The sequence below is a fragment of the Natronorubrum halalkaliphilum genome (assembly GCF_009834785.1).
In the GTDB taxonomy this organism is placed as follows: domain Archaea; phylum Halobacteriota; class Halobacteria; order Halobacteriales; family Natrialbaceae; genus Natronorubrum; species Natronorubrum halalkaliphilum.
Window position 1 is genome coordinate 1 of record NZ_WUYX01000046.1, and the last position, 23,352, is coordinate 23,352.

Here is a 23,352-nt window from a genome sequence, read left to right on the forward strand (position 1 = left end):
TTTCATTGTCTGCTTGCTGCTGTTTGCTAGGCACATTCACAGCAAGCAGACGTTCTAACTAAGCGGCTTTGTGAAGTACTGAGATTATCAAACACGACTTCGAAGTCGAAGACGGAACAATCGAAGTTCCCGACGAACCCGGACTCGGCGTCGAGTTCGACGCCGATGCGGCTCGAGAACATCCCGGCGAGCCGAAAGACAGCCACAGTCTGTTCGATGCAGAGGGCGCACTGAAGCGACCATAACTGCCGATAGCGCGGACCTTGTTCGTCATTCTGGTCTTCCAGTCCGAAGTGTTCGTTTTCCGAAACGCCGTTGAAATTGAGGATATTTCCGGGATAGTATCCGGAAGTCGCTCCATGCGCCTGTTGAACCGGTAGCGGTATGCGACGCGCCTCAGTTCAACTGGATAATATTCCCGTTCGACGTGATGTGTAAATCCCGCCCAAGCGTGTAACCTTGATCGGACGCGAGATCCACGTATCCCGAAAATCCGCTGAGGTCCTGGTGTGCAGGGATGATGTTCTCCGGTTGAAGCGCATCGAGCATCGTGTAGTGTCCTTCCTGGCAGAGGTGGCCCGAGACGTGAATGTCGGAGTAGACGCGTGCTCCTTGCATGCCGAGCAATTTCTCCGCTTGATAGCGTTGTCCCTCGTTAGTCGGTTCGGGAATTACGCGCGCAGAGTAGATCACTTTGTCACCAGGTTCGAGTTCGAACTCGGTTTCACCACGAGCCATTCGCGTAAGTAGTGCCCGCGGTTCGCCTTGATGGCCTGTGACAATCGGCAGGAAGTTTTCTTTGCCGTCGTTCATGATCCGCTCGAGGGCCTGTTCGATGGAGCGGCGGTAGCCGACCATTTCGACGTCCGATGGGAAATCGACGCCGACTCGTTTCGCGGTTCCCGAGTACGTTTCCATCGATCGACCGAGCAGGATCGGGGTTCGATCGATATCTCGTGCAAATTCGATGAGCGATTTGACCCGGGCGATATGGCTCGAGAACGTTGACGCGAGAATTGCACCATCGTAGTCCTCCATGCTGTAGAGGACGTCACGGAGGTGTTCTCGCGCGACGTTCTCGCTGGGAGTCCTACCTTTCTTGTTCGCGTTCGTACAGTCCTCGATGTAACAGAGAACGCCCTCACGACCGATCTCACGGAAGCGATCCATATCGATCGGATCGCCGATGACCGGGGTATGGTCGATGCGTTTGTCCAGCCCGTAGACGATCGCACCCTCGGGCGTGTGCAGGACCGGATTGATCGCCTGGATGATCGAGTGGGTGACGTTGACGAACTCGAGTTCACAGCCGTGGTCGCCGATCGTCATCGTTTCGCCGGCCTCCATTTTGATGAGCTCGTTGTCGGCGTTGAACTTCTGTTCTTCCTGGAGTTCGTCGCTCACGAGTTCGATCGTGAACGGAGTCCCGACAACGGGTGCGTCGTACCGGTGGGCGAGTTTGCTGATCGCCCCGATGTGATCGAGGTGCCCGTGAGTCGGAACGATCGCCCGCACGTCTCCTTCCAGATCGCTCATTATCCGATCGTCGGGGATCGCACCCATGTCAATCAGATCGAGGCTGTGCATGCCTTCGGTCTGGATATTATCGTGAATGAGGACCTTCGACAGGTTCAGTCCCATGTCGAAGATCACGATGTCGTCACCGGCACGGACGGCAGTCATCTGCCGACCGACTTCTTCGTAGCCGCCAATCGTAGCGATTTCAATTTCCATTGGTAGACCCGATCATAGCAATCCGTCGGACACGGCTCGCAGCCGGAATGGCCGCTCTCGTGGGAATCGGAACGTTCGGTAACGTGGCCGACCGAGTCGAACACGTCCTTGGCTATCCCAAAATCGAACGTTGAGTCCCCATCCGTGCCAAGGATAGCGCCTCTTTCGGTTAGGTTGATAACGACGCTCCGTACGTAAGTACTCCCGGATTGGGGGTGAGACAAACCCATTCGGTAGAGACGCCCGATCTTCGAGAGAGATGGAGTCAGCACGCGACGATCAACGAAACGGCGACCATTCCTGAAGGAACAATCTCGACCGGTACCATCGTCTTCGACGTTGATGCCACGAGACGGGACGACGATCCCACACGAACAACGGTAGTCCACCCGAAGTGCCACCTGAGCGTAAGGCGACTACTGATAAAGAACCCGGTCGCGTCTGCTGGTTAGGATAACAGCGTGAGGAAAGTGGGTTGGGGCAGATTTGAACTGCCGGCCTCCTCCATGTCAAGGAGGTGTCATAACCAGACTAGACCACCAACCCGTTTGCTTACACGTCCGTGGCGTCCATCGCCACCTTGTCTGCACTCATTCGTTGCCCGCCACCGTAATTGAAGGTTTCGAATCGGTCGCCGTGCGCGACTCCACCCCACGCATCCCTCCGACACGCTTAAGTCGATGTACTCATTTGGACATTGTAAGACAACTACGTACATTGGTGTTCACTATGCAGGAGTACGTCGAACGGGTGACTGACGGCCAGGACCTTACACAAGCGGACGCTCGAGCGGCCTCGACGGCGGTGTTCGAGGACGCGACCGAGGCACAGATCGGCGCACTGCTGACGGCGCTGCGCGCGAAAGGCGAAACCGAAGCGGAGATCGCCGGCTTCGCCGAAGGAATGCGCGAGGCGGCGCGGACGATCACGCCGGATCGAGAACCGCTGGTCGACACCTGCGGCACGGGCGGTGACGACTACGACACGATCAACGTCTCGACGACCAGCGCGATCGTCGCCGCCGGTGCGGGCGTGCCGGTCGCCAAACACGGGAACTACTCCGTCTCTTCGTCGTCGGGCAGCGCGGACGTCCTCGAGGAGGTCGGCGTCGACGTCGAGGCCGAACCGCCGGCCGTCGAGGAGGCGATCGAACGCGACGGGATCGGGTTCATGCTCGCACCGGTGTTCCACCCCGCGATGAAGGCCGTCATCGGCCCGCGCAAGGAACTCGGCATGCGAACCGTCTTCAACGTGCTCGGGCCGCTGACGAATCCCGCCGGCGCGGACGCACAGGTCGTCGGCGTCTACGACCCTGACCTCGTCCGCGTCCTCGCGGACGCGCTCGCTCGAATGGACGTCGAACGCGCGCTGGTCGTCCACGGAGCGGGGACCGACGAAATCGCGATCCACGGCGAGACGATCGCTGCCGAGGTCCGGGGCGATACCGTCGAGGAATACACCCTCGAGCCGAGCGATCTCGGTCTCGAAACCCACGCTATCGGGGATATCTCGGGGGGCTCGCCCGAGGAGAACGCGGCCGACATGCGCGGCATCGTCGACGGCGGGGTCACGGGCCCAAAACGGGACGTGATCCTCGCGAACGCCGGTGCGGCGATCTACGTCGCGGGCGAGGCCGACTCGCTCGAGGCGGGAGCCGACGCCGCACGCGAGGCTATCGAGTCGGGCGACGCGGCGCGGAAACTCGAGCAACTCTGTAAGGGTAAGGGAGCCCCGGAGCAGGGACACCGATGACGCGCGTGAAGATCTGCGGATTGACCGGCGAAGACGACCTGCAGACGGCGGTTGATGCCGGTGCCGACGCCGTCGGCATCATCTGTGACGTCCCCGTCGACACCCCGCGGGAGGTGCCCTTAGAGCGAGCCCGAGAGCTCGTGGCGGCCGCGCCGCCGTTCGTGACGACGGTACTCGTGACGATGCCGTCCGGGCCCGAACGCGCGATCGAACTGGTCGACGCGGTCGAACCGGACGCGATCCAGCTTCACGGCAGTTTCCGCTCGGGCGACCTCGCGTACCTCCGCGCGAAAATCGACTCGCTGCTCCTGCTCGCAGTCGACGCCGACGACGCGGCGGCCGCCGAAACGTACGACGACGTGGTCGACGGACTGATCGTCGACACGCCCGGCGAAGACGGCGGCGGGGGCACCGGCCGAACCCACGACTGGGACCGAACCCGAACGGCCGCCGCCGACCTCGAGTCGCCGGTGATCCTCGCCGGCGGACTCACCCCGGAAAACGTCGAAGCCGCAGTGCAGACCGTCGAGCCCTTCGCGGTCGACGTCGCGAGCGGCGTCGAAGCAGACGGCGGCATCAAGGACCCCGAGGCCGTCCGATCGTTCGTCGACCGAGCCAAGAGCGCCCGCCGACCGGCGGAGCCGTAAGTGCCCACTGTCCACTATCCCCATGCCCATGCCCATACCCATCCACCATGAGTGACTCCGATCCCGAAGCCGACACGACGTTCGATATCGATCGTGCGACCTTTCGCGACTACGCCGGCGACCGCGACGATCGACCCGCAGTCGTTCGCGCCGTCGCGACGCTCGACGCGGAGACGACGCCGCTCGAAGCCTACGCCGCCCTCACCGGCCGCTCCCCCTCGAGCGATCGGGAACGATCCCCCTACGCCTTCCTGCTCGAGAGCGCGGAGAAGACCGCCTCGAGCGACCCGGATGGTGCGTTCCGGCCGAGTTCAGCCCAGACGGACCGACACGCCCGGTACTCCTACGTCGGCTACGATCCGGACGCCGTCGTCACGGTCGAGTCCGGCGAAGCGAGCGTCGAGGCGCTGACCGACGACGCGCCGCTTGAGCACATCGAGACCGAAACCGACGCCGAGGACGGCACCGTCGACGCGCTCCGCGCGGCGATGCCGGACGTTCGACTCGAGAACGCCCCCGACTACGATCGCCAGCACCTGACCGGCGGCCTCGTCGGCTTCCTCGCCTACGACGCGGTCTACGACCTCTGGCTCGAGGACGTCGGCCTCGAACGCCCCGACTCGCGGTTCCCGGACGCGCAGTTCGTTCTGACGACGAAGACCCTCGCCTTCGACGAACGCGACGGAACGGTCTCACTGATCTGTACGCCGATCGTCGAGGCCGGCGACGACCCCGACGCGGTGTACGACGCCCTGCTCGAGGAGGCCGACGCAGTCGCCGAAACCCTTCGCACAGCCGAACCGCCCGAAACCGGCGGCTTCGTCCGCGAAGACGAGGTTGCGGGGCCGAAAGACGAGTACGAGAAGAGCGTTCACCGGGCCAAAGAGCACGTTCTGGACGGCGATATCTACCAGGGCGTCATCTCCCGGACGCGAGAACTGTACGGCGACATCGATCCCGTCGGCTTCTACAAGGCGATGCGCGACGTGAACCCGTCGCCGTACATGTACTTGCTCGATCACGACGACCTGACCGTCGTCGGTGCGAGCCCCGAAACGCTGGTTTCGCTACGCGGACGCGAGGTCATGTCGAATCCGATCGCCGGCACCTGCGACCGAGGCTCGGGCCCCGTCGAAGACCGTCGATTGGCCGGCGAGATGCTGGCCGACGAGAAAGAGCGCGCCGAACACACGATGCTGGTCGATCTGGCGCGAAACGACGTTCGCCGCGTTTCCGAGGCCGGCTCGGTGCGGGTCGACGAGTTCATGAACGTCCTCAAGTACAGCCACGTCCAGCACATCGAGTCGACGGTGACGGGCGAACTCGCGAGCGATTCGGACGCCTTCGACGCCACGCGAGCGTCGTTTCCCGCCGGCACCCTCTCGGGCGCACCGAAGATCCGTGCGATGGAGATCATCGACGACCTCGAGTTGACTCCGCGCGGACTCTACGGCGGCGGCGTCGGCTACTACTCGTGGTGTGGCGACGCCGACTTCGCGATCGTGATCCGGACGGCCACCGTCGAAAACGAGGGCGACCGTGACCGTATTACCGTCCGCGCCGGCGCCGGACTGGTCGCCGACAGCGATCCCGAAGCCGAGTACGAGGAAACCGAGAAGAAAATGGGCGGCGTGCTCGCCGCGCTCGAGGCGATCGAGGAATCGGCCGCGCCTGACGGCGGCGAATCGGGCGGTGACGAAACGGCTGCGGACGACCCCCTCGAGACGACGGAGGTGAGCCGATGAGCGCCCCGGAGATGGGCCGGACTGACGACGTCGGAGACGCGGAACCGCTGACCGTGCTGTTCGTCGACAACTACGACTCCTTTACGTACAACCTCGTCGAGTACGTCAGCCAGCAGGCGGGCACCGAAACCGAGGTCGTAAAAAACACCGCCTCGCTCGAGGAGATTCGCGCGGTCGACCCCGACGCGATCATCGTCAGCCCGGGACCCGGCCATCCGAAGAACGACCGCGACGTCGGCGTCACGATGGACGTGCTCCGTGAGGTTAGCACGGACGTCCCGACGCTCGGCGTCTGCCTCGGTCTCGAGGCCGCGGTCTACGAGTACGGCGGCACCGTCGGCCGAGCGCCGGCCCCGATCCACGGCAAGGCCTCGGCCGTCGACCACGACGGCGAGGGCGTTTTCGCCGGCCTCGAGCAGGGTTTTCGGGCCGGGCGCTACCACTCGCTGGTCGCGACCGAAGTTCCGGACTGTTTCGACGTGTCGGCGACGGCTGAACACGACGGCGCGGAACCCCGTTCCGCCGACTCCGGTGAGGACTCCCAGAACGGCGAGACGCTCGTCATGGGTGTTCGCCACCGCGAGTATCCGATCGAAGCCGTCCAGTTCCATCCGGAGAGCGTGCTCACGGCGGCGGGCCACGACGTGATCGAGAACTTCCTCGAGTGGGTTTCGGATCGATCGAATCGGCGCTGAGCGACGCCAGAACTCGGCGCTCGGTACTCGGTGCTCGGTACAGTCCCGGGTCAGTGCTCGAGTAACGTTCTGCGTCAACACGGTACAGGGATAGCGACGAGCGCGTCGAACGGCAGTGCTGGAAGTGGTCGCGGTCGATCGACAACCGTGGGATATCGAAAGAGCAGTTAAACGCCGGGAAGCAGTTCGAGCATTCCGGTCGCCCACAGTCCCGCAAGGACGACCGCAGCGACGAGTCCGACTCGGATGGCTAATTTGATCGCAATGCGAATCGCGACGATAGCGACCGCGACTGCGGCCAGTCCCGCGAGCGCAAGCAGGATGGTCGAGGAGGTCAGTGGTTCCAGCATACCCGAGACCCTGTACCGCAGGGACGTAATCTTTCTGGATATCGTGACTAACTCGGAGCCGTGACTAAGTTGGGTGCACAACGGTTCCGTCGGGCGAACGGTCCAGTCTGCGAAACTGAAAACCGCCGGAGGGCGAGCCGATTCCCGTCGGCAAAACCCACTTTCAGTTCGGTCTGAAAATCGTTAAGGTCGGTGGCGTTGTAGACGTGTACAACCGCGGTTACGGCCGTCTCGGCCGTCCGTGATCGGCCCGAAACGAGAGTGCACAGCAACATCTATACAACCAGAGTTGTCCTAATACAAGAAAAGTAGAACAACAACACCCGGTTTTAAGATGGATGGCTGACTATCGAACCTTCGTTACGAATGCTGCAATTCAGGACCCAACCCCACGACAGAATCGACACCCGGAAACGGGATACCGACGAGGTGACCCGCGCATGAGCGAATCGGAGCTCACCGCGGAAGAGCTTACCCTCCCGATCAAGCGCACCGACGGCGACACGCTCGCGGAGCGCCTGACCGACAACGCGTACCAGAACATCCTCCCCGCACGGTACCTGCGCAAGGACGCCGACGGCGAACTGATCGAGAGTCAGGAGGATCTCTTCGACCGCGTCGGCAAGAACATCGCGCTGGCGGAAGCGGTCTACGAGGCCGAAAAGCGCGACCTCGAGATCACCGTCACGCCCGATCAGCTCAAGCCGGACCACCCGCGGCGGGACGAACTCGCCGCGGAGGTCTTCGGCGAGGGCGTCACCGCCGTCGACGACGTCGAGACGACGCTCACCGAGCGCAACGTCAACAAGTTCGCCTACGAGACCATCGTCCCCGAGCTTCCCGACGGCGTCCGCGCACACGTCGAGGAGACCGCGGAGACGTTCATCGAGGGCATGGAGAGCCTTTCCTTTATGCCGAACTCCCCGACCCTAATGAACGCCGGCGACGAACTGCAGCAGCTCTCGGCCTGTTTCGTCATGAGCCCCGACGACGACCTCTCGGACATCCACGAGACCGCGAAGAAGGCCGCCGAGGTCTTCCAGTCCGGCGGTGGCGTCGGCTACGGCTTCTGGCAGCTGCGTCCCTACGGCGACTCGGTGGGCTCGACGGGCGGCATCGCCTCCGGCCCGATCACCTTCATGCGGACCTACGACCAGCTCTGTGAAACCATCGCGCAGGGCGGCACACGGCGCGGTGCCCAGATGGGCATCATGCGCGTCTCCCACCCCGACGTCATCGAGTTCATCCACGCGAAGAACAAGGACGTCTCCCTGGCCCACACGCTCCGACTGAACGACCCCGACGACTACACCTACACCACCTTCTCCGAAGCGCTCGAGGAGGCCCGGGAGCTCATCGACGAGGACGGCCGGGTTCCGAAACACCTGCGCAACGCCGTCGAGGGCCATCTCTCTAACTTCAACATCTCCGTCGGCGTCACCGACGACTTCATGGAAGCGGTGCAGAACGGCGAGGAGTATACGTTCACCAACCCACGGACGGAAGAGCCACATATCGCCACCGAGGAGACCAAGGAGATGTACGGCCGCTACGACCTCGGCGAGCACGTCGAGGTCGGCGAGCCGCTCTCGATCCCCGCCGAACTTATCTTCGAACGCATCGTCGAGGGGGCCCACGAGAACGGCGAACCGGGCGTCATCTACCTCGAGCGAGTGAACAAGGAACACTCCTTCGACGTCGAAGAGCAGGAGGATCACCGGATTCTGGCGACCAACCCCTGTGGCGAGCAGCCCCTCGAAGAGCACGAGGCCTGTAACCTCGGCCACATCAACCTCTCGACGGTCGCCGACGAGGGCGCACCCGACTGGCGCGTCTGGAGCGACAAACACGGAGACGAGTACGACTCCCGGGCCGACGCCGTCGACGCCTTCCTCGAGGAGGCCATCGACTACGAGGAGTTCGACGAGCGCATCGAGTACGGCACCCGATTCCTCGAGAACGTCGTCACCATGTCCGACTTCCCGGTCGAGGAGATCGAGGAGACCGTCCGGGACATGCGCAAGATCGGTCTCGGCGTCATGGGACTGGCTCAGCTGTACATCCAGCTGGGCATCAAGTACGGCAGCGAGGAGGGTAACGAGGTCGCCCGCCAGCTGATGACCCACATCAACCACGGCGCGAAGGCAACGAGCCACGAACTCGCGACCGAACGCGGCTCGTTCAACGACTGGAACGAGTCGAAGTACGCCGACCCGACCGACTACCGCGAGTGGTTCGAGAAACAGACCGGCGAAGACGCCGACGACTGGGACGACGGCTTCCCGATCCGGAACCACAACGTAACGACCATCGCGCCGACGGGAACGACCTCGATGGTCGGCAACACCACCGGCGGCTGCGAGCCGATCTACAACGTCGCCTACTACAAGAACGTCACCGACGACGTCCAGGGCGACGAGATGCTCGTCGAGTTCGACGACTACTTCCTCCGGGTCCTGGAGGACAACGACATCGACGTCGACGCCGTCAAAGCGGAGGCCCAAGAGCAGATGGCGACCAACCAATTCAACGGCGTCGAGGGGCTCTCGACGGTCCCCGACGCAATCGGCGAACTGTTCGTCATCACGAGCGATCTCTCGGCGAAACAGCACGCCGCGGTGCAGTGTGCCGCACAGAAAGGCGTCGACTCCGCCATTTCGAAGACGGTCAACGCGCCGAACGACTCCACGCTCGAGGACGCCAAGGAGGTCTTCGAGTGGGTCTACGAGAACGGCGGCAAGGGGGTCACCTACTACCGCGACGGCACCCGCTCCAAGCAGGTGCTGACCACCCGCGCCGACAACGCCGACTTCGCCGACGAGACCGAGGCCGCACAGGCCCTGGTCGAACAGATCGACGAAATCTTCGGCGGCCTCGAAGGCTTCCTCGAGAGCGAGGAAGTCCACGACGTCCTCGATGAAGACGCCAGTTCGCTCGTCGGCGCCGGCGACGACCACGACCACGATCACGTCACGGTCGACTTCACCGAGAAACGCGAGCGCCCGGATGCCCTGCAGGGTGTCAGCCAGCGCATCGACACTGGCTACGGGAAGGTCTACGTGACGATCAACGAAGATCCCGAGACCGGCCAGCCGTTCGAACTGTTCGCGAACATCGGCCACTCCGGCGGCTTCACGAACTCGTTCACCGAGGCGCTCGCGAAGGTCATCTCGACCTCGCTGCGCTCGGGCGTCGACCCCGAAGAGATCGTCGACGAACTCTGTGGCACGCGGAGCCCGAAGGTCGCCTGGGACAAGGGCGAACAGATCCAGTCGATCCCGGACGCCATCGGCACCGCGATGCGACGGTATCTCGACAACGAGATCGACAAGCCGTACCCGACCCAACAGACCTTAGAGGAGTCGGCTGATGCGGGTGTCGAGACCGAGTACGACGGGCCACAGACCGACGGCGGCGCTGCCGCCGCCGACAGCGGAAGTGCGGCCGACGACACGACGCAGGACCTCATCGACGCCGGCGAGTCGCCTGAGTGTCCCGACTGTGGCGCGATGTCGCTGTACTTCTCGGAAGGCTGCAAAACGTGCGAGAGCTGTGGCTGGTCGGAATGCTGAGCGGCCGAACACACCGATAAGTGGCCGGATCGTCAGGGGACACCCTGACAGCGAATCCTGCTGGCGGAGTGCGTTCCGATTTTTTGCCGACGGTATCCAGTTCGACGGCATGTACTCGAGCCGGTAGCGTCGGCCCCGAGTCCGCGTGAGAAGGCTATCGGCACGGGCAGAAACAGATCGGCGGCCGATCCACCGTCGAGAAGGCTGTCGGTCGATGCCACAACAGCAGGTCGATTTCCGCTTCCGCGAGTATCAGTTTCCCGTGACCGACAAGAAACGGCGAGAACGAACGTGAGAGTGGGTGTCGATTTCATACGGGTTGCTGTAACGATTTACTGGCGCAACCGCCGCCCGGGTCGCGGTTGCGCCGGAACTGACGTACAGTAAACCGTATCAGTCGTCGTCATCGCCGGGAACGACATCCGATGAAGACGACCGTTCCGGTCGAGAGCCGACGATCCAGGCGTCGTCCTGCAACAGTACGCGGCCGAACCGAGCGCTGAACTCTCTGATGAGGCCGAGCATGGCGAGGAAGCAGACGAACGCGAACGGGCCGCCGGTGATGATCGCGGCGGACTGCAGGGCGTCGACGCCGCCGAGGATCATCAGGATCGCCGCGGTCATCCCGAGGACGATCCCCCAGAAGACCCGATTGATGCTCGAGGGACTGGCTTTGCCACCCGTCGTCATCATCGAGACGGCGAGCGTCGAGGAGTCCGCGGACGTGATGAAGAACGTCGTCACGAGGATCATAAAGGCGACCATGAAGACCGACCCGAGCGGGAACGCTTCGAACAGGGCGAAGCCGGCGACCGGCGCGCCGTGTTCGCTGACGGGCCCGAGGATGTCCGTAACGCCGTTGTGCTGGGCCCAGACGGCCGAGCCGCCGATGAACGTAAACCACGGAATCGTCGCGCCGGAGGTCGCCGCGATGCCGGTAAAGGCGACTTCGCGAACGGTGCGACCGCGGGAGATCCGTGCGATGAACAGTCCGGCGAACGGCGACCACGAGAGCGCCCACGCCCAGTAGAAGACGGTCCAGTCGTTCGTCCACGCGGTCCCGCCCTCGACGCCGGCACCGGTGAACAGACTCATCGAGACGAAGTTGGTGACCATTCCGCCGAACGCCTGCGTCCCGATTAACACGAGGAAAATTGTCGGCCCGACGATGAACGTCCCGACCATGAGGACGACGAAAAGGACCATATTGAAGTTCGAGAGTCGACGGATCCCCCTGTCGACGCCCAGCACCATCGAAATCGTAAACAGCAGCGTCATGGTGGTCACCACGAGCAGAATGCCGGTGTTCCCCAGGTCGATTCCCCACTGGTAGTCGAGTCCGGTGACGAACTGGCTGCCGATGAAGCCGAGCGACGTCGCCACGCCCCCGATCGTCGCGAACACCGCGAGGATATCGATGACCTTCGCGGCCGGGCCGTCGAGGTTGTCAGCCCCGATAATCGGCGTGAGCGCGGACGAGACGCGGAGTGGAACGCCGTCGTAGTTGTACGCGAAGTAGCCGATCGCGATTCCCATGATCGTGAAGACGGCCAACTGCGGCAGCGCCCAGTGGAACAGGGTCTGCTGGACGGCGATCGTCATCGCCTCGGCCGAACCGCCCGAGACGTCGAACAGCGGCGACGGATTGTCGTAGTAAAACAGCGCTTCCGTCGGCCCCCAGAAGACGACGCCCGCCGCGAAGCCGGCCGAGTACAACATCGTGAAAAACGAGATGAAGCTGTACTCCGGCGGATCGTCGCCGAACTTGATCTTGCCCCACGGCCCGAGGATCAGAAACAGCAGGAACAGGACGACCAGGAAAACGATCAGGAGCAGCGCCCAGTTCAAGTACTCGAGCATCGACTCGTTTGCCACGCCGATGGCGTGTTCGACGGTGGACGGACTAAGGAAGTAGAGTGCGATGACACCAACCGAGAGTCCCGCACCGAACAGGAAAACGATCGGATCGATCTCCTCGCGGAAGCGTCCGACTGCGCCGAGGTCGTCCGAATCAGCCATCGGCCCGTCCCCGTTCGATACCGTCTGCTCTCGAGTGCACTGCATCCCTCTCACCGTCGCCCGGAGAGAACCTTATTCTCGGACATTTTGTGGCCATTGTTAGCACCACACATCACCACTACGAATCCCTTCTTAACCTTATGCATACTCATTTCTCCAATAACGTGGGTCTCGGATAATTCAACATTCACGTGATGAGCATCTTCCAGCGAAGTCCGTCACCGAGGACGAACTCCGGAGGCGACACCACGGAGAGGCCGAACTGACACGAGTCCGTCGCGTTCATGGTGATGGCAGCCGTCGTCCCCGGTAACCGATGCATCGCAAGCGATCGGCTGTTCCCGGGACCGAGAGGGAGTTCGTTCAGAGACGCCAGGAGTTGACCCTCCGTGACTGACGCCGACGACAGTCGCCGAACGAACGGTCCGCCGTGCCCGTTCTGCGAGACTGGGATGTATAAGCGCCACTGTAAGTACGTCTGTCCACAACACGGCGTCGTGATCGATTGCAGCGATCCGTTTCTGTAGCGGGACTCGCCAGCCGACTCGAGGCGCACCCGCTCCCGATCAGCTATCAGTCGACCGACCGCGGCTCCGCGTCTGCGTCCGCGTCTGGACGGCCCGATACGCGGGGCCTGCGAGCAACGCCGCGGCGGCGACGATACAGGCCACGGTAAGTGTGAGACCGAGTTCGCCCACCCCACCAGCGGTGACGGTTGCCGCCGAGGAACCAACGATAACCGCGGCGACTGTCCAGGGAAGTTCGCCGATCGCCGTACCGACGAGGAGGTGTCGAACGCGGACGCCGCTGACCGCGGCCGCACACGTCGAAATATCTGACGGGATCGGCGCCAGTCGCGAGGCGACGACGCCGCGAATCGGCCCCGCAGTGTCGTAGTAACGGGTAACCGCGGTTCCGGTTCGCTCGAGGGTGGTTCCGAGCAGTCCGTCGAACGACGTCGAGCAGGACGGATCGTCCCGCCCGGCGATCCAGCGAGCGACGACGAAAACGGGAAGCACGGTCGTTACGACACCGAGAAGCGCAATCGGCACGCCGAGTGTGACCCCGTATCCGTAGCCGACGACGACGGCGAGCGGTGTCGTCGGCAGCGCGAGCAGCGGCCGGACGAGATAGAGGCCGACGACGAGGAGGCCGAACAGAAGCGGATCGTTCGCCGCTGATTCGACGAGGCCGAGTATCGCTGACGAGGGACCGAGCACGCCCGCAGCGAGGATCGCACAGCTGAGGACGGCCCCGATGAACGCGCGGGTCCGCAGCGACGACAACGACAACGACGACGACATCGATCGCAGTTTTGCCGCAACTGTTGAAACTTTTGTGTCTCACCGGGGGCCGCGACACAACGTTTATTCGCTCCCGGTCGACATCACTCACCGATGGATCGCGACGAGACCGAGTCCGGTACCGCTGTCGATGCCAGCGACGACCGGGTCGCACTCGGACTGGCACTGCTCGAGCGACTGGAACACGAGTCGCTCCCGCTTCCCGAAGTCGTCGACCGGATCGAGACGGTGACGACCGATCCCACGGTGACGCGAACGATCCTCGACGAAGCGGAGCTTCGGGGAATCATCGAACGCGAGGACGGAATCATCCGGCCGAAGAGCCGCCAGTACGTTCAGTTCGGACAGGACGTGATCACGAAGGAGGGAGAGTTCTCCTGCCGGCGCTGTGGCTCGGGACTGTCGACGGGCTACTTTATCGATCTCGATGCCGGCGAGCTCGGTCCGTTCGGCTCGTCGTGTATTCGAAAGGTGACGGGACGCGAGGATTAAGGGTGAAACCGGTCTGAGAGCGGAACGCGCCGTTAGCGCCCCTCTCGGAGTTCGGCAATCAACTGCTCGATCGTCCGCTGTTGGCGTTCGATGAGTTCGCTTTGCTGTTCGACGGCCGCCTCGAGCGACTCGAGGCGCTCGACGAGTTCCGGGTCCGTGCCGTGTCCGGAGTCGGGTTCGGCGTCGGACTCGGGCTCGGGCTCGGTGACGGAGTCGAGTATCGACGTCGCCGAGTCGACCTCGTGGTCGCGGTCGTCTCGGTCGGATGCGTCACCGGTCTCAATTGACTCGGATCGCTCGAGTTCGGGCTCCGGATCGGTCGACGTCTCGGCCGACATTTCGAAGGTCGTATCGGTTTCGCGGGTTGCAGCCGCGTCGCGATCCGGTTCTGGCTCCGACTCGGTTTGGGAGCGCGGTTTTGTCGTCGATTGCGTGCCCGTCTGCGTGGGTGCGGTCGTGGTCTGTGTCTCCGTCTGCTGGTCGGACCGTTGGCGGGACGGTGACTGACGCGGTTCGGATTCGCGTTCGAGTTCGCGCTTGGGTTCCGTTTCCGCTTTCGCTTCTGCTTCCGCTTCCGATTCCGATTCCGATTCGGTCTCCGCCGGCACCGTCTCGGGATCCGTTCCGACGGCGGCCGTATCGCCGGCGAGCGGGTCACTCGACTGTGGATCGGTCCGGCCACCCGCTTCGTGACTCGGCTCGTCGCTCGTTTCGCGATCGTCCAGTTCGGGCGGGTTCGCGTCGAGCGGATCGACGCCGTCGCCGAAGTCGACGGACGCCTGCTCGCGACGCTGGTCCGGTTCGTCGTCATCGCCGAGGGTCTCGTTGAGCTCCTCGAGGGAACCGACATCGTGGTACTCGAACAGGGCGCGCTTGAGGCGTTCCCGGAGGTCGTTGGCCTCTTCGTTAGGAGCCTTGATCCGCTGTGGGCGACCGTTAGCCGTGAGGACGATCTGCGTGGCGACGCTGCCGTCCTCGAAGGCGAGTCCGGTCACGTCCGCGAAGTGGTACTCCTCGTAGTCGCCGTCCCAGACGGCGCCGCCGATGTGTTTGACCAGTCGGTCGCTCGTGATGATCAGCGTCAGCTCGCTAAAGCGGTAGGTCTGGACGACGGTTTCGCCGGGATCGGTGATCTCGTTGCCGTTTAGCACGCCGGCAAGCACCGGATGGAGGACCGCGTCGGTCTTGCTCGGCGGAACGGTAAACTCTCTGGTTCCGTCGAGGGGATACTCGAGTGAGAACTTGGTCTTGCGCCGGCCCTCCGAAAGGGTCAGTCGGTCAGCGTCGTGGGGGAATTCATCGACCGATTCGTCGCTCAGGAGTCCGTCGGATCGATAGACGAGAGTACTCGACGGTGTAATGAAGAGTTCGTCTTCGCTGCCGAGGGAGACTCGCGCCGCGATTTCCTCGCCATTGAGGGTAGACTGGACGATTCCGGGAACGCTCATGCGCGGGTAGTTGGGAAGGCCGTGTGATAAATCCGTGGGTCCACGTTACAAGCCGGGGCGGAATGAGAAGGTTAAAGAAACACAGCGCGCAATCGATAGATGAGCCCGGGTGGCTTAGCTGGACATAGCGCCGCACTCATAGGGTTCAGAGATTCGGTGCGGTTTCGCCTTGGAAGCCTCCGTGTCCCCACGAGGACTCTGCCGAGCCTCGGACCTGGGACATGCGGAGATCGAGGGTTCGGAGCCCTCCCCGGGCATTTTTCAACGGAGTCACGAACGACGTGAGTGACGAGTCCGAAAAGTATCCGGGACGGAGAACCGGCGGTCGTGCGTGAGCGGAGAGCACAAAGCAGGGAGTCACGCGGGGATTTCCGGTTCGGTGCCGATCTCGAGAAGTGTGCCAGCGCGAATCCCGCACGGTAATACACGCGAGAGAGTGATCCGAACGGCCTCGAGAGCACGGACCTATCCCGAGGAATCGTTATACGGAGATATCAGTCGGACGAAAAGTCGCATTTCGGAGACAGTACGCACTGCTTACTGCTCGGCGGCCCCTTTCCTTTCGGGGACAGTGACACTGTCTCACCCGAGAAAAGGTAGCTCTGGTATGAACGAAGTATCGATCAGTTCGATTGTCACCGTTCGATACTAGTGGTAACCAGTAACAATCACCTAGTAAATTATAGCTATTTTATAACTATACTGAAGAAATACGGTGAAAACGGTATGGACGTACTGGTGCTCAGTCCGCACACTGATGATAGTGAACTCGGTGCTGGTGGGACGATTAGTCGCCTTCGTCGCGAGGGTCACGACGTCTACTACGTGACCTTCTCTTCGTGTAACGGTTCGTTGCCCCCCGAAGAACGTGGAACACTAACCAAGGAGTTCGAGGCCGTGATGGATCTCGTCGACCCGGTCGAGTACTTCCTCTTCGATTACGAGGTGAGAAAACTAAACGACAGTCGACAGGAGATTCTCGAGGATATCGTGACGATACGCAACGAAATCGAGCCCGATCTGGTAATCGGGCCATCCCTGCCCGATCACCATCAGGACCACACGGTGGTCGCAAACGAGATGGTTCGGGCGTTCAAGACGAACGCGAGCATCATCACCTACGAACTGCCCTGGAACCACGTTACTTTCGAGAGCGAGTTGTTCTATCCGCTCGAGCCGCGCGATATCGAGCGAAAGCTCGAGCAGTTGTCGATGTATCGGAGTCAGCGCGAAGAGAAAGACCGGGTGTACTTCCGCGAAGACTTCACCAAGGGGCTGGCCGCGGTGCGTGGCGTACAGTGCGATTCGAAGTACGCGGAAGCGTTCAGCGTCGTTCGGTGGTTGCAATGAGCGGGCGCGAGCCGACGGTCCTCGTCACCGGCTGTGGCGCGCCGGGTGCGATCGGGACGCTCTGGTCCCTCGAGCAGAGCGAAGAACTGTCGACGGTCCGGACGATCGGGACGGACGTTCGCGAGGAACAGCCGGGCCGGTTCGCCTGCGATGCGTTCTATTCGGTCCCGCCCGCCGACGATCCGAACTTTGTCGACGAACTGCTGGCGATCTGTGAAACGGAGGCCGTCGACGTCGTCCTCCCGCAGGTAACCGCCGAGCTCCCCGTCTTCGCGTCCGCACTGGATCGATTCGCAGATATCGGAACCAGCGTCGCCGTATCCGATCCGGCCGCACTCGAGCGAGCGAACAGCAAACGGCAACTGCTCGAGGTCTGTTCGGATCTCGGCGTGCCGACGCCGGAATCGATCGCCGTCGAGAGCCGAGTCGGTCTCGAAGATGCGGCGGCCCAACTCGGCTATCCGGAGCGACCGATCGTCGTCAAACCGCCGGTCGCGAACGGACAGCGCGGGTTCCGGATGGTCTCCGAAGACTGGGACCAGAAGCGGGAGTTCTACGAGTCGAAGCCCGACGGGACGAAAGTGACGATGGACCGCCTGCAGTCGGTTCTCGGAGAGACGTTCCCAACCCTGCTCGTCTCGGAGTATCTCCCCGGAACGGAGTACTCGGTCGACGGCTTCAGATCCGAGACGCAAACGGTCGCCGTTCCGCGGTCGCGAGACCGAATCCGCTCCGGAATCAGTTTCCAGACGACGGTGACGGAGGCGGAGACACTGATCGATCACTCCAGGGCCCTCGCCGACGAAATCGGCCTCGAGTACGCGTTCGGGTTCCAGTTCAAACGCGCCGCTGACGGAATGTTCAAAATCCTCGAGTGTAACCCCCGGATCCAGGGGACGATGGTGGCAAGCACCCTCGCCGGCTCGAATCTCATCGACGCCGCGGTCAGAGCCGCTCTCGGCGACTCACCGACTGTCGAGTCGCCGGAGTGGGAGACCAGTTTCTACCGCTACTGGGGCGGCATCGGCGTGCGAGACGGCGAGCTCGTCGGGAATGTCGGGGAAGACGTATGACGGAGCCGGACTGGCGCGAGTACGAGGAGTACCTGCTGAGCGGGCTGTGGCACGTCCACACGGACGTTACTGACGGAGCGAACGGTATCGACGAACTGCTTTCGTTCGCGGCCGACCAGAACTTTCCACTGATCGGGTTCACGGAGCACGTCCGTGAGTCCCCGACCTACGACTTTGGGGCGTTCTACGAGTCGGTGACCGAACGGGCGGCGGCGTACGAACTGGAGTGTGTCGTCGGCTGCGAGGCAAAAGTACTGAACACGGCGGGCGAACTCGACGTCTCGGCCGAAATCGCCGACCGGGCGGATCTCGTTTACGCCGCGTACCACGGCACCCCCTTCGAGAAGGACGCGTACGTCGAAAGCGTCCACTCGATGTTGCAGAACCCGATCGTCGACGTGTGGGCTCATCCGTTCGCGTACGCGGCTCGAGCGGAGTTTACGCTCTCGCAGGACGCGATCGACGAGATTCTCGAGCGGGCAGCAGCCGAAGACGTCCTCGTCGAACACAGTCTCCGTCACGAATCGGTTCTCCCGGCGGACCGGATCGAGTGTATCGATATCGTCGGCTACGACCTGCACAGTATCGATCGGTGGTGCGAGCCAGAGCCTGACGATTGTCGGTCGCTCGAGGGAGCGGTCCGATAAGAGAGCACGGTCGTCACGGTTGGCTATCGCGTCGCGAGTGGTGATGCTGCCGGACAGAACTATTCGAAGATCGGTCGCGCTACTGTGGCCGACGTTCCACTGACGTCTGCCCGGCAGTATGAATCCGAAAGCAACGGACCGGTTACCAACAGCGTCCGTGACACTGCAACCGCTTTTCTTATCGGTGGGGTTCCGCTAGTTTTATGTGCTACTGAGTGTCATGGCGTCCCATGGGGACGGGGGTCTCACCGAGTCACAGCATCGTCACGCAGATCGCAGCGGCCGAAGGCATCGCGCCGACGGACCTCGAGCCGCCGCTTCACGACGTTATCGACCCGGACGCGCTCGATCAGTTGGTCGACTCGAGCGGTTATCGCTCGAACGGGCCGACCATGGTGATCGAGTTTGCCTACCAGGGACGGACGGTTCGCGTCGACGGCACCGGTGCTGTCGAGGTCACAGCGGCGAACCAGCTTACGGAAACAGATTCGAACACGGATTCGACCGAAGAGTCACACGGCGACTGAAAGCGACCCGCAACCGAGCTATCTAGCGCTTTCCGGCGAGCGAGACGAGACGAATAGCCGAGAGCGTATGATCCCGAACGGAGTCTCAAAAATGCGCTTCGCCGCCCGATCGCGGGCGGTTCGAGGCGATCCGCGTGCGTTCGGTCGATCATCCCGTTCGCGAGTCGAAACGGCGAGGCCGATCAGGCCGATTCGACCCGGATTTCACCGTCGGCGGTAACGGTCACCTGACAGTCGCTGTATTCGAACGTTACTGATCCGCCGGATCGGAGTCCGTCCGTCCGCGGTTCGAACAGCCGTTCGAGTGCGTCGGCATTGATCGTGTAATGTAGCGGTTCGAGGTCGGTGACCGCTTCGTTACAGAACGATGCCACGGCATCGACGACGGCGACGCTCAGTGGTTCGTTATCGAGTCGATCATACTGCACGGCGTACTGTTCCTCCGTTGAAACGGACGGCGATCGTGAAGTCATCTCTGTCATTAATTCTGCGCACCCCCAGTGCGGTCTATGGGAAGACAGTCGTTGCTTCACCCGACGGAGTAAAGAGCCTGATCGTTAACTGTCTAACCGGCTCGATAGTTCGTGGTTAATCAGTTAACCCCGGCGGCGGAGGCGTCGAACAGTGCCCGGAAGAGTTTCTCCTCGACGGCCCTGACGTGCTTGTGGAAGGCCGGCGAGGAGATGTCGAGCGAATCGGCAACTGCTTCCCCCGTCGTTTGGCGGGGCCACTCGAAGAAGCCGCTGTGGTAGGCCGTCTGAACGACTTCTCGCTGTCTATCGGTAAGCCGTTCGAACAACGCGTTGCGTGCGGGCGCATCGAGCGCCGGTTGCTTGTCCGTCGTCTGTTCGCGTCGGGCGGTCATGGACGCGGCGAACCCCTGTCGGTTGAGCCCCGACAGCACGTCCCGTATTTCGATCGTTTCCGGGATGTCGACGATCGCTCGGGCGCTCGACTGGTCGGCGACGAACGTTCGAAGCGCGCCGCCGTGAGCGTCGACGACGGAGCCGAGAAACTCCTCCGAACACTGGAGCTGTAACAGCGTTTCCGTCTCGGTTTCGGCGATGACCGACCCGTCATCGATTCCCTCGAGGTCGTCGAGGCCAGTGGACTGATCGGCGGGAACCGCGTCTTCGGTGACGGCGAAAACGGTCGGTGACTCGTCCCCTCGTATCGTCGCGCCCTCGAACTCCACGGTCGTACCCAGATGGTCCGCGAGCCGGCACAGTGGCGACGTTCCGTCGCCCTCGTCCCCGCACTCGAATTCGAGTTCGAGCTCGACCGCTGCACCGCCGCCCTCCAGTGCCGTCTTCCGCTTGACGGCGTCGATCGCGTACGCGATGGTCTCGCCGAGTTCCGCGAGCGTCGAGCGAAGCGGCTCGTCGAAGGCGTCCCGGTCGTCGGCGTAAATCGAGAGGACGCCGTAGAGAAAGTCGTCGTAGACGAGCGGAACGGTGTACACCGACTGGACGTTTCGCGAGAGCGCTTCGACGCGCCACGTTCCGTCGCGGATCGAATCGGCGACGTTTTCGACGTAGCGCGGCGTCCGCGTCAGCGCCGACCGGCCCGTCGGTTCGGCAGCGGAATCGTCGACGGTCGTCGCGACAACTGCGTCGAGATAGCCTCGCTCGTCCCCGCTCCGTGCCCGCGTGTGTAGCTGATTTCCGCCGGGGTCCGGTTCGCCGAGCCAGGCGAACGAACAGCTATCGAGGTCGGCGAGCCGGTCACAGACGCCGCGTTCGATCTCGGCTCGGGAGTCGGCCATCAGGAGCAACTGTTCGATATCCTGCCGAACGCGACTGGCCTCGTTCAGCCGCTCGAGGTGGACGTTCTGTCGCTCGAGTTCGCGTTCGCGACCGTGGAGGCGTCGCGTTCGGCCGATCCTGTCGAGAGCGGCCTCGGCCGTCCTGGCGAACAGTTGGGCGAGTTCGAACGTTTCGTCGTCGTACCGGCCCGGCTCGGGAGCCTGGGCGACGAGCACGCCGTGCTCTCCGATAGGGACGTAGAGCGCGCTACGGACGGTCGTCGCCGCGTTGTAGATTTCATCCGACTCTCTGACGTCGTCGAACAGTGCGGGGGTGCCGGCGATGAACGTCTGCCAGGTGATACTGTCGTTGGGTTGGAGTCGAGGCGGCGGGCCGACCGCCGACTCGAACCCCTGCGAGTAGGCCGCCGGGACGAGTTCGTTTCGCTGGTCGTCGAACCGGTAGACCACGCCCTTGAGGCCGAGGACGTCGGTCGCGACGTCGACCATGTACTCGCAGGCGGCCTGTTTCGATTCGACGGTTAACAGGTGGCTCGTGGCGTCGTGGAGCGCGTTCAGCGCGTCCTGATACTGGGCGCGCTCGGTGACGTCGACGGCGGTGCCGATGATTCGTTCGATGGAGCCGTCCGCGGCTATCGGACGCAGCCACGTTTCGAAAACGCGGTCGTTGAGGAGCGCCGAAGAGTGGGTCGGGTCGCCATCCAGAGCCGTCCTGGCGTCGTCGAGAATGTCGGGATATCCGTCGAAGACGTCGAACACCGACTCGCCGACGATTTCGTCGGAGGACCTGTCGATCCGATCGAGGCCGCGCCCTTCCGCAAGCGTGATCGTCCCGTCGGTGTCGAACACGAGGAGGACGACCGGTGCGTTCTGGACGAGCGTTTCCAGCCGTTCGGTCCGTTCTTCCAGTTGCCGTTTGCGCTCGATCTGATCGGTGACGTCTCGGAAGTACACCGAGATACCGGACGGAGAGGGATAGATTCGGACGTCGTACCAGCAATCGGTGGGCTCGTAGTACCGTTCGAGGGAGACGGATTCCTGGGTACGTATCGCGTCGGCCGCTGCCTCCTGAAAGACCGTCCCCCGAAGCTCCGGAAAGTACTCGAGGATCGGTTGGCCGAGCGCCGCCGACTGGTCGACGTCGAGGAGGGAGGCGGCTTTGTCGTTGATGTACGTAAAGGCCCACTCCGAATCGAGCGCACAGAAGGCGTCGGTCACCCGTTTGAACGATTCGTCCAGTTCGCGTTCGACCTGATGGTACTCGGTGACGTCACGAACCGAGGCGACGACGCCCCCGACGACGTCGTCCTCGAGCCGGTTCGTCAGGTCGGCCTCGTGGACGTACCAGGCGCCGTTCGCGTGCTGACAGCGATACTCGACCGTCGTCGTCTCGCCCGCCCCCCGTGCACGAAGGTCGTCGAATTCGGTTCGGATCGTCGGCACGTCCTCCGGGTGGACGGTCTCCGTGATGTGGCCGCCACGGAGCGTCTCTGCGTCGTATCCGCTAACCTGCTCGACCGACGGACCGACGTCGGTGATCGTCCCGTCGCCGTCGGTGACGAGCAGTAGATCCGACGACTGTTCGAGCAGCGTCTCATACCACGTTTCCCGGCGTGCGATCGAGTCGTCCATCGCCGCGTGCTGCACTGCCCGGCGAAGCCGATGTTCGAGCGCGGAGGGCGTTTCGGCCGTCGATTCGAGAACGACGTCAGTCGCGCTCTCGATGATCGAGCGATCGAGCGCCTCGAAATCCGACGAGTCGACGGCGTAGACCGTTGGACACTCGTCGCCGACCGCCGCGAGGACGGCCTGCTCGTCCGTAAGCACACAGTCCGTTCCGTCGAGCGTTCCCACCTCGAGTTCGGACGCCGCTTCGAGCGGCCCGTCGACCGTACCGTCCGTGGGATCGAGGCCGGCGGTCACCCGCTGTAGCCACGGCGACGAGCCGATCGCGAGTACTCGAACCGAGGACGTTTCGGGGTCCTCGAGACCGCGGTTCATACCGTCGATGGGCACGGCACGGATAAAAACCTCGTGTTGGTTGCAGGTCAGCTGTGCCGGTAACGAGCGGTTCCGACGCACGGGCCCGTCTGTAGCCGGTTCCAACCCGATCACAACGGCCCGATTGCGACGGTGCCAAAATCCGACCGTATGTGTTTACCCCGAGGTCTCGACAGCCGGCACAGCGTGAGCCCGTGAGATCATCTCATTGCTGCTGACGACTCGGCGAAG

General features: G+C 62.9%; 19 protein-coding genes and 2 tRNA genes. 12 read left to right on the plus strand and 9 right to left on the minus strand.

Going from position 1 to position 23,352, the window contains the following annotated elements; translation table 11 throughout:
- Nucleotides 1-396: 396 nt before the first annotated feature.
- Nucleotides 397-1,734 (minus strand): RNase J family beta-CASP ribonuclease, encoded by a 1,338-nt coding sequence (locus GS429_RS14960; protein ID WP_160066165.1) that lies wholly within the window; start codon nucleotides 1,732-1,734, stop codon nucleotides 397-399.
- 471 nt (nucleotides 1,735-2,205) lie between these two features.
- A tRNA-Val gene (locus tag GS429_RS14965) sits at nucleotides 2,206-2,280 on the minus strand.
- 183 nt (nucleotides 2,281-2,463) lie between these two features.
- On the opposite strand from GS429_RS14965, the gene trpD reads away from it, so the two are divergent.
- The 4 genes from trpD to trpG are packed head-to-tail and all read left to right on the plus strand — an operon-like array spanning nucleotide 2,464 to nucleotide 6,573.
- Nucleotides 2,464-3,486 carry an anthranilate phosphoribosyltransferase gene (trpD, locus tag GS429_RS14970; protein ID WP_160066166.1) on the plus strand — a complete coding sequence of 341 codons (1,023 nt, stop codon included), beginning with the start codon at nucleotides 2,464-2,466 and terminating at the stop codon, nucleotides 3,484-3,486.
- Entirely contained in the window at nucleotides 3,483-4,133 is a 651-nt protein-coding gene (locus GS429_RS14975) for a phosphoribosylanthranilate isomerase (RefSeq protein ID WP_160066167.1), read from the plus strand. The genes trpD and GS429_RS14975 overlap by 4 nt, the downstream gene beginning before the upstream one ends.
- 47 nt (nucleotides 4,134-4,180) lie before the next feature.
- Complete coding sequence (trpE, locus tag GS429_RS14980; protein ID WP_160066168.1) at nucleotides 4,181-5,878, plus strand: anthranilate synthase component I; 1,698 nt, start codon at nucleotides 4,181-4,183, stop codon at nucleotides 5,876-5,878.
- Nucleotides 5,875-6,573 carry an anthranilate synthase component II gene (gene trpG, locus GS429_RS14985; RefSeq protein ID WP_160066169.1) on the plus strand — a complete coding sequence of 233 codons (699 nt, stop codon included), beginning with the start codon at nucleotides 5,875-5,877 and terminating at the stop codon, nucleotides 6,571-6,573. Before trpE ends, trpG begins: the two co-directional genes overlap by 4 nt.
- Nucleotides 6,574-6,740: 167 nt before the next feature.
- Here trpG and GS429_RS14990 read toward each other — a convergent pair whose 3' ends face one another.
- Nucleotides 6,741-6,923, minus strand: coding sequence for a DUF8029 family protein (locus GS429_RS14990; protein WP_160066170.1), 183 nt, complete (start codon nucleotides 6,921-6,923; stop codon nucleotides 6,741-6,743).
- Between the two features lie 440 nt (nucleotides 6,924-7,363).
- On the opposite strand from GS429_RS14990, the gene GS429_RS14995 reads away from it, so the two are divergent.
- A complete protein-coding gene (locus GS429_RS14995) occupies nucleotides 7,364-10,495 on the plus strand; it encodes an adenosylcobalamin-dependent ribonucleoside-diphosphate reductase (RefSeq protein WP_160066171.1) in 3,132 nt (1,043 codons plus the stop codon).
- A 393-nt stretch (nucleotides 10,496-10,888) separates the two neighbouring features.
- On the opposite strand, the gene GS429_RS15000 is transcribed toward GS429_RS14995, so the two are convergent.
- Complete coding sequence (locus GS429_RS15000; protein ID WP_160066172.1) at nucleotides 10,889-12,514, minus strand: BCCT family transporter; 1,626 nt, start codon at nucleotides 12,512-12,514, stop codon at nucleotides 10,889-10,891.
- Nucleotides 12,515-12,701: 187 nt separating this feature from the next.
- Nucleotides 12,702-12,836, minus strand: a complete 135-nt coding sequence (locus GS429_RS22415; RefSeq protein WP_268892299.1) for a hypothetical protein — start codon at nucleotides 12,834-12,836, stop codon at nucleotides 12,702-12,704.
- 67 nt (nucleotides 12,837-12,903) lie between these two features.
- On the opposite strand from GS429_RS22415, the gene GS429_RS22500 reads away from it, so the two are divergent.
- Entirely contained in the window at nucleotides 12,904-13,041 is a 138-nt protein-coding gene (locus GS429_RS22500) for an HVO_2523 family zinc finger protein (RefSeq protein WP_328821420.1), read from the plus strand.
- A gap of 39 nt (nucleotides 13,042-13,080) precedes the next feature.
- Here the strand turns inward: GS429_RS22500 and GS429_RS15010 are convergent, their stop codons facing one another.
- A complete protein-coding gene (locus GS429_RS15010; protein ID WP_201294029.1) occupies nucleotides 13,081-13,806 on the minus strand; it encodes a TVP38/TMEM64 family protein in 726 nt (241 codons plus the stop codon).
- Between the two features lie 105 nt (nucleotides 13,807-13,911).
- On the opposite strand from GS429_RS15010, the gene GS429_RS15015 reads away from it, so the two are divergent.
- Complete coding sequence (locus GS429_RS15015; RefSeq protein WP_160066173.1) at nucleotides 13,912-14,310, plus strand: DUF5830 family protein; 399 nt, start codon at nucleotides 13,912-13,914, stop codon at nucleotides 14,308-14,310.
- Between the two features lie 32 nt (nucleotides 14,311-14,342).
- Here GS429_RS15015 and GS429_RS15020 read toward each other — a convergent pair whose 3' ends face one another.
- Entirely contained in the window at nucleotides 14,343-15,758 is a 1,416-nt protein-coding gene (locus GS429_RS15020) for a DUF7115 domain-containing protein (RefSeq protein WP_160066174.1), read from the minus strand.
- 103 nt (nucleotides 15,759-15,861) lie between these two features.
- Between GS429_RS15020 and GS429_RS15025 the strand changes: the two genes are divergently transcribed.
- The 5 genes from GS429_RS15025 (at nucleotide 15,862) to GS429_RS15045 (ending at nucleotide 19,355) form a co-directional block, all read left to right on the plus strand.
- A tRNA-Met gene (locus GS429_RS15025) sits at nucleotides 15,862-16,015 on the plus strand.
- Between the two features lie 469 nt (nucleotides 16,016-16,484).
- Nucleotides 16,485-17,108, plus strand: coding sequence for a PIG-L deacetylase family protein (locus GS429_RS15030; RefSeq protein ID WP_160066175.1), 624 nt, complete (start codon nucleotides 16,485-16,487; stop codon nucleotides 17,106-17,108).
- Nucleotides 17,105-18,181 (plus strand): ATP-grasp domain-containing protein, encoded by a 1,077-nt coding sequence (locus GS429_RS15035; RefSeq protein ID WP_160066176.1) that lies wholly within the window; start codon nucleotides 17,105-17,107, stop codon nucleotides 18,179-18,181. The genes GS429_RS15030 and GS429_RS15035 overlap by 4 nt, the downstream gene beginning before the upstream one ends.
- On the plus strand, nucleotides 18,178-18,828 hold the full coding sequence (locus GS429_RS15040) for a PHP domain-containing protein (protein ID WP_160066177.1): 651 nt from the start codon (nucleotides 18,178-18,180) through the stop codon (nucleotides 18,826-18,828). The genes GS429_RS15035 and GS429_RS15040 overlap by 4 nt, the downstream gene beginning before the upstream one ends.
- Before the next feature lie 230 nt (nucleotides 18,829-19,058).
- Entirely contained in the window at nucleotides 19,059-19,355 is a 297-nt protein-coding gene (locus tag GS429_RS15045; protein ID WP_160066178.1) for a HalOD1 output domain-containing protein, read from the plus strand.
- A 182-nt stretch (nucleotides 19,356-19,537) separates the two neighbouring features.
- Here GS429_RS15045 and ddfA read toward each other — a convergent pair whose 3' ends face one another.
- Complete coding sequence (ddfA, locus tag GS429_RS15050; protein ID WP_160066179.1) at nucleotides 19,538-19,837, minus strand: DdfA family disk-determining factor; 300 nt, start codon at nucleotides 19,835-19,837, stop codon at nucleotides 19,538-19,540.
- A gap of 110 nt (nucleotides 19,838-19,947) precedes the next feature.
- Nucleotides 19,948-23,121 carry a PAS domain-containing protein gene (locus GS429_RS15055; protein WP_160066180.1) on the minus strand — a complete coding sequence of 1,058 codons (3,174 nt, stop codon included), beginning with the start codon at nucleotides 23,119-23,121 and terminating at the stop codon, nucleotides 19,948-19,950.
- Nucleotides 23,122-23,352: the final 231 nt, after the last annotated feature.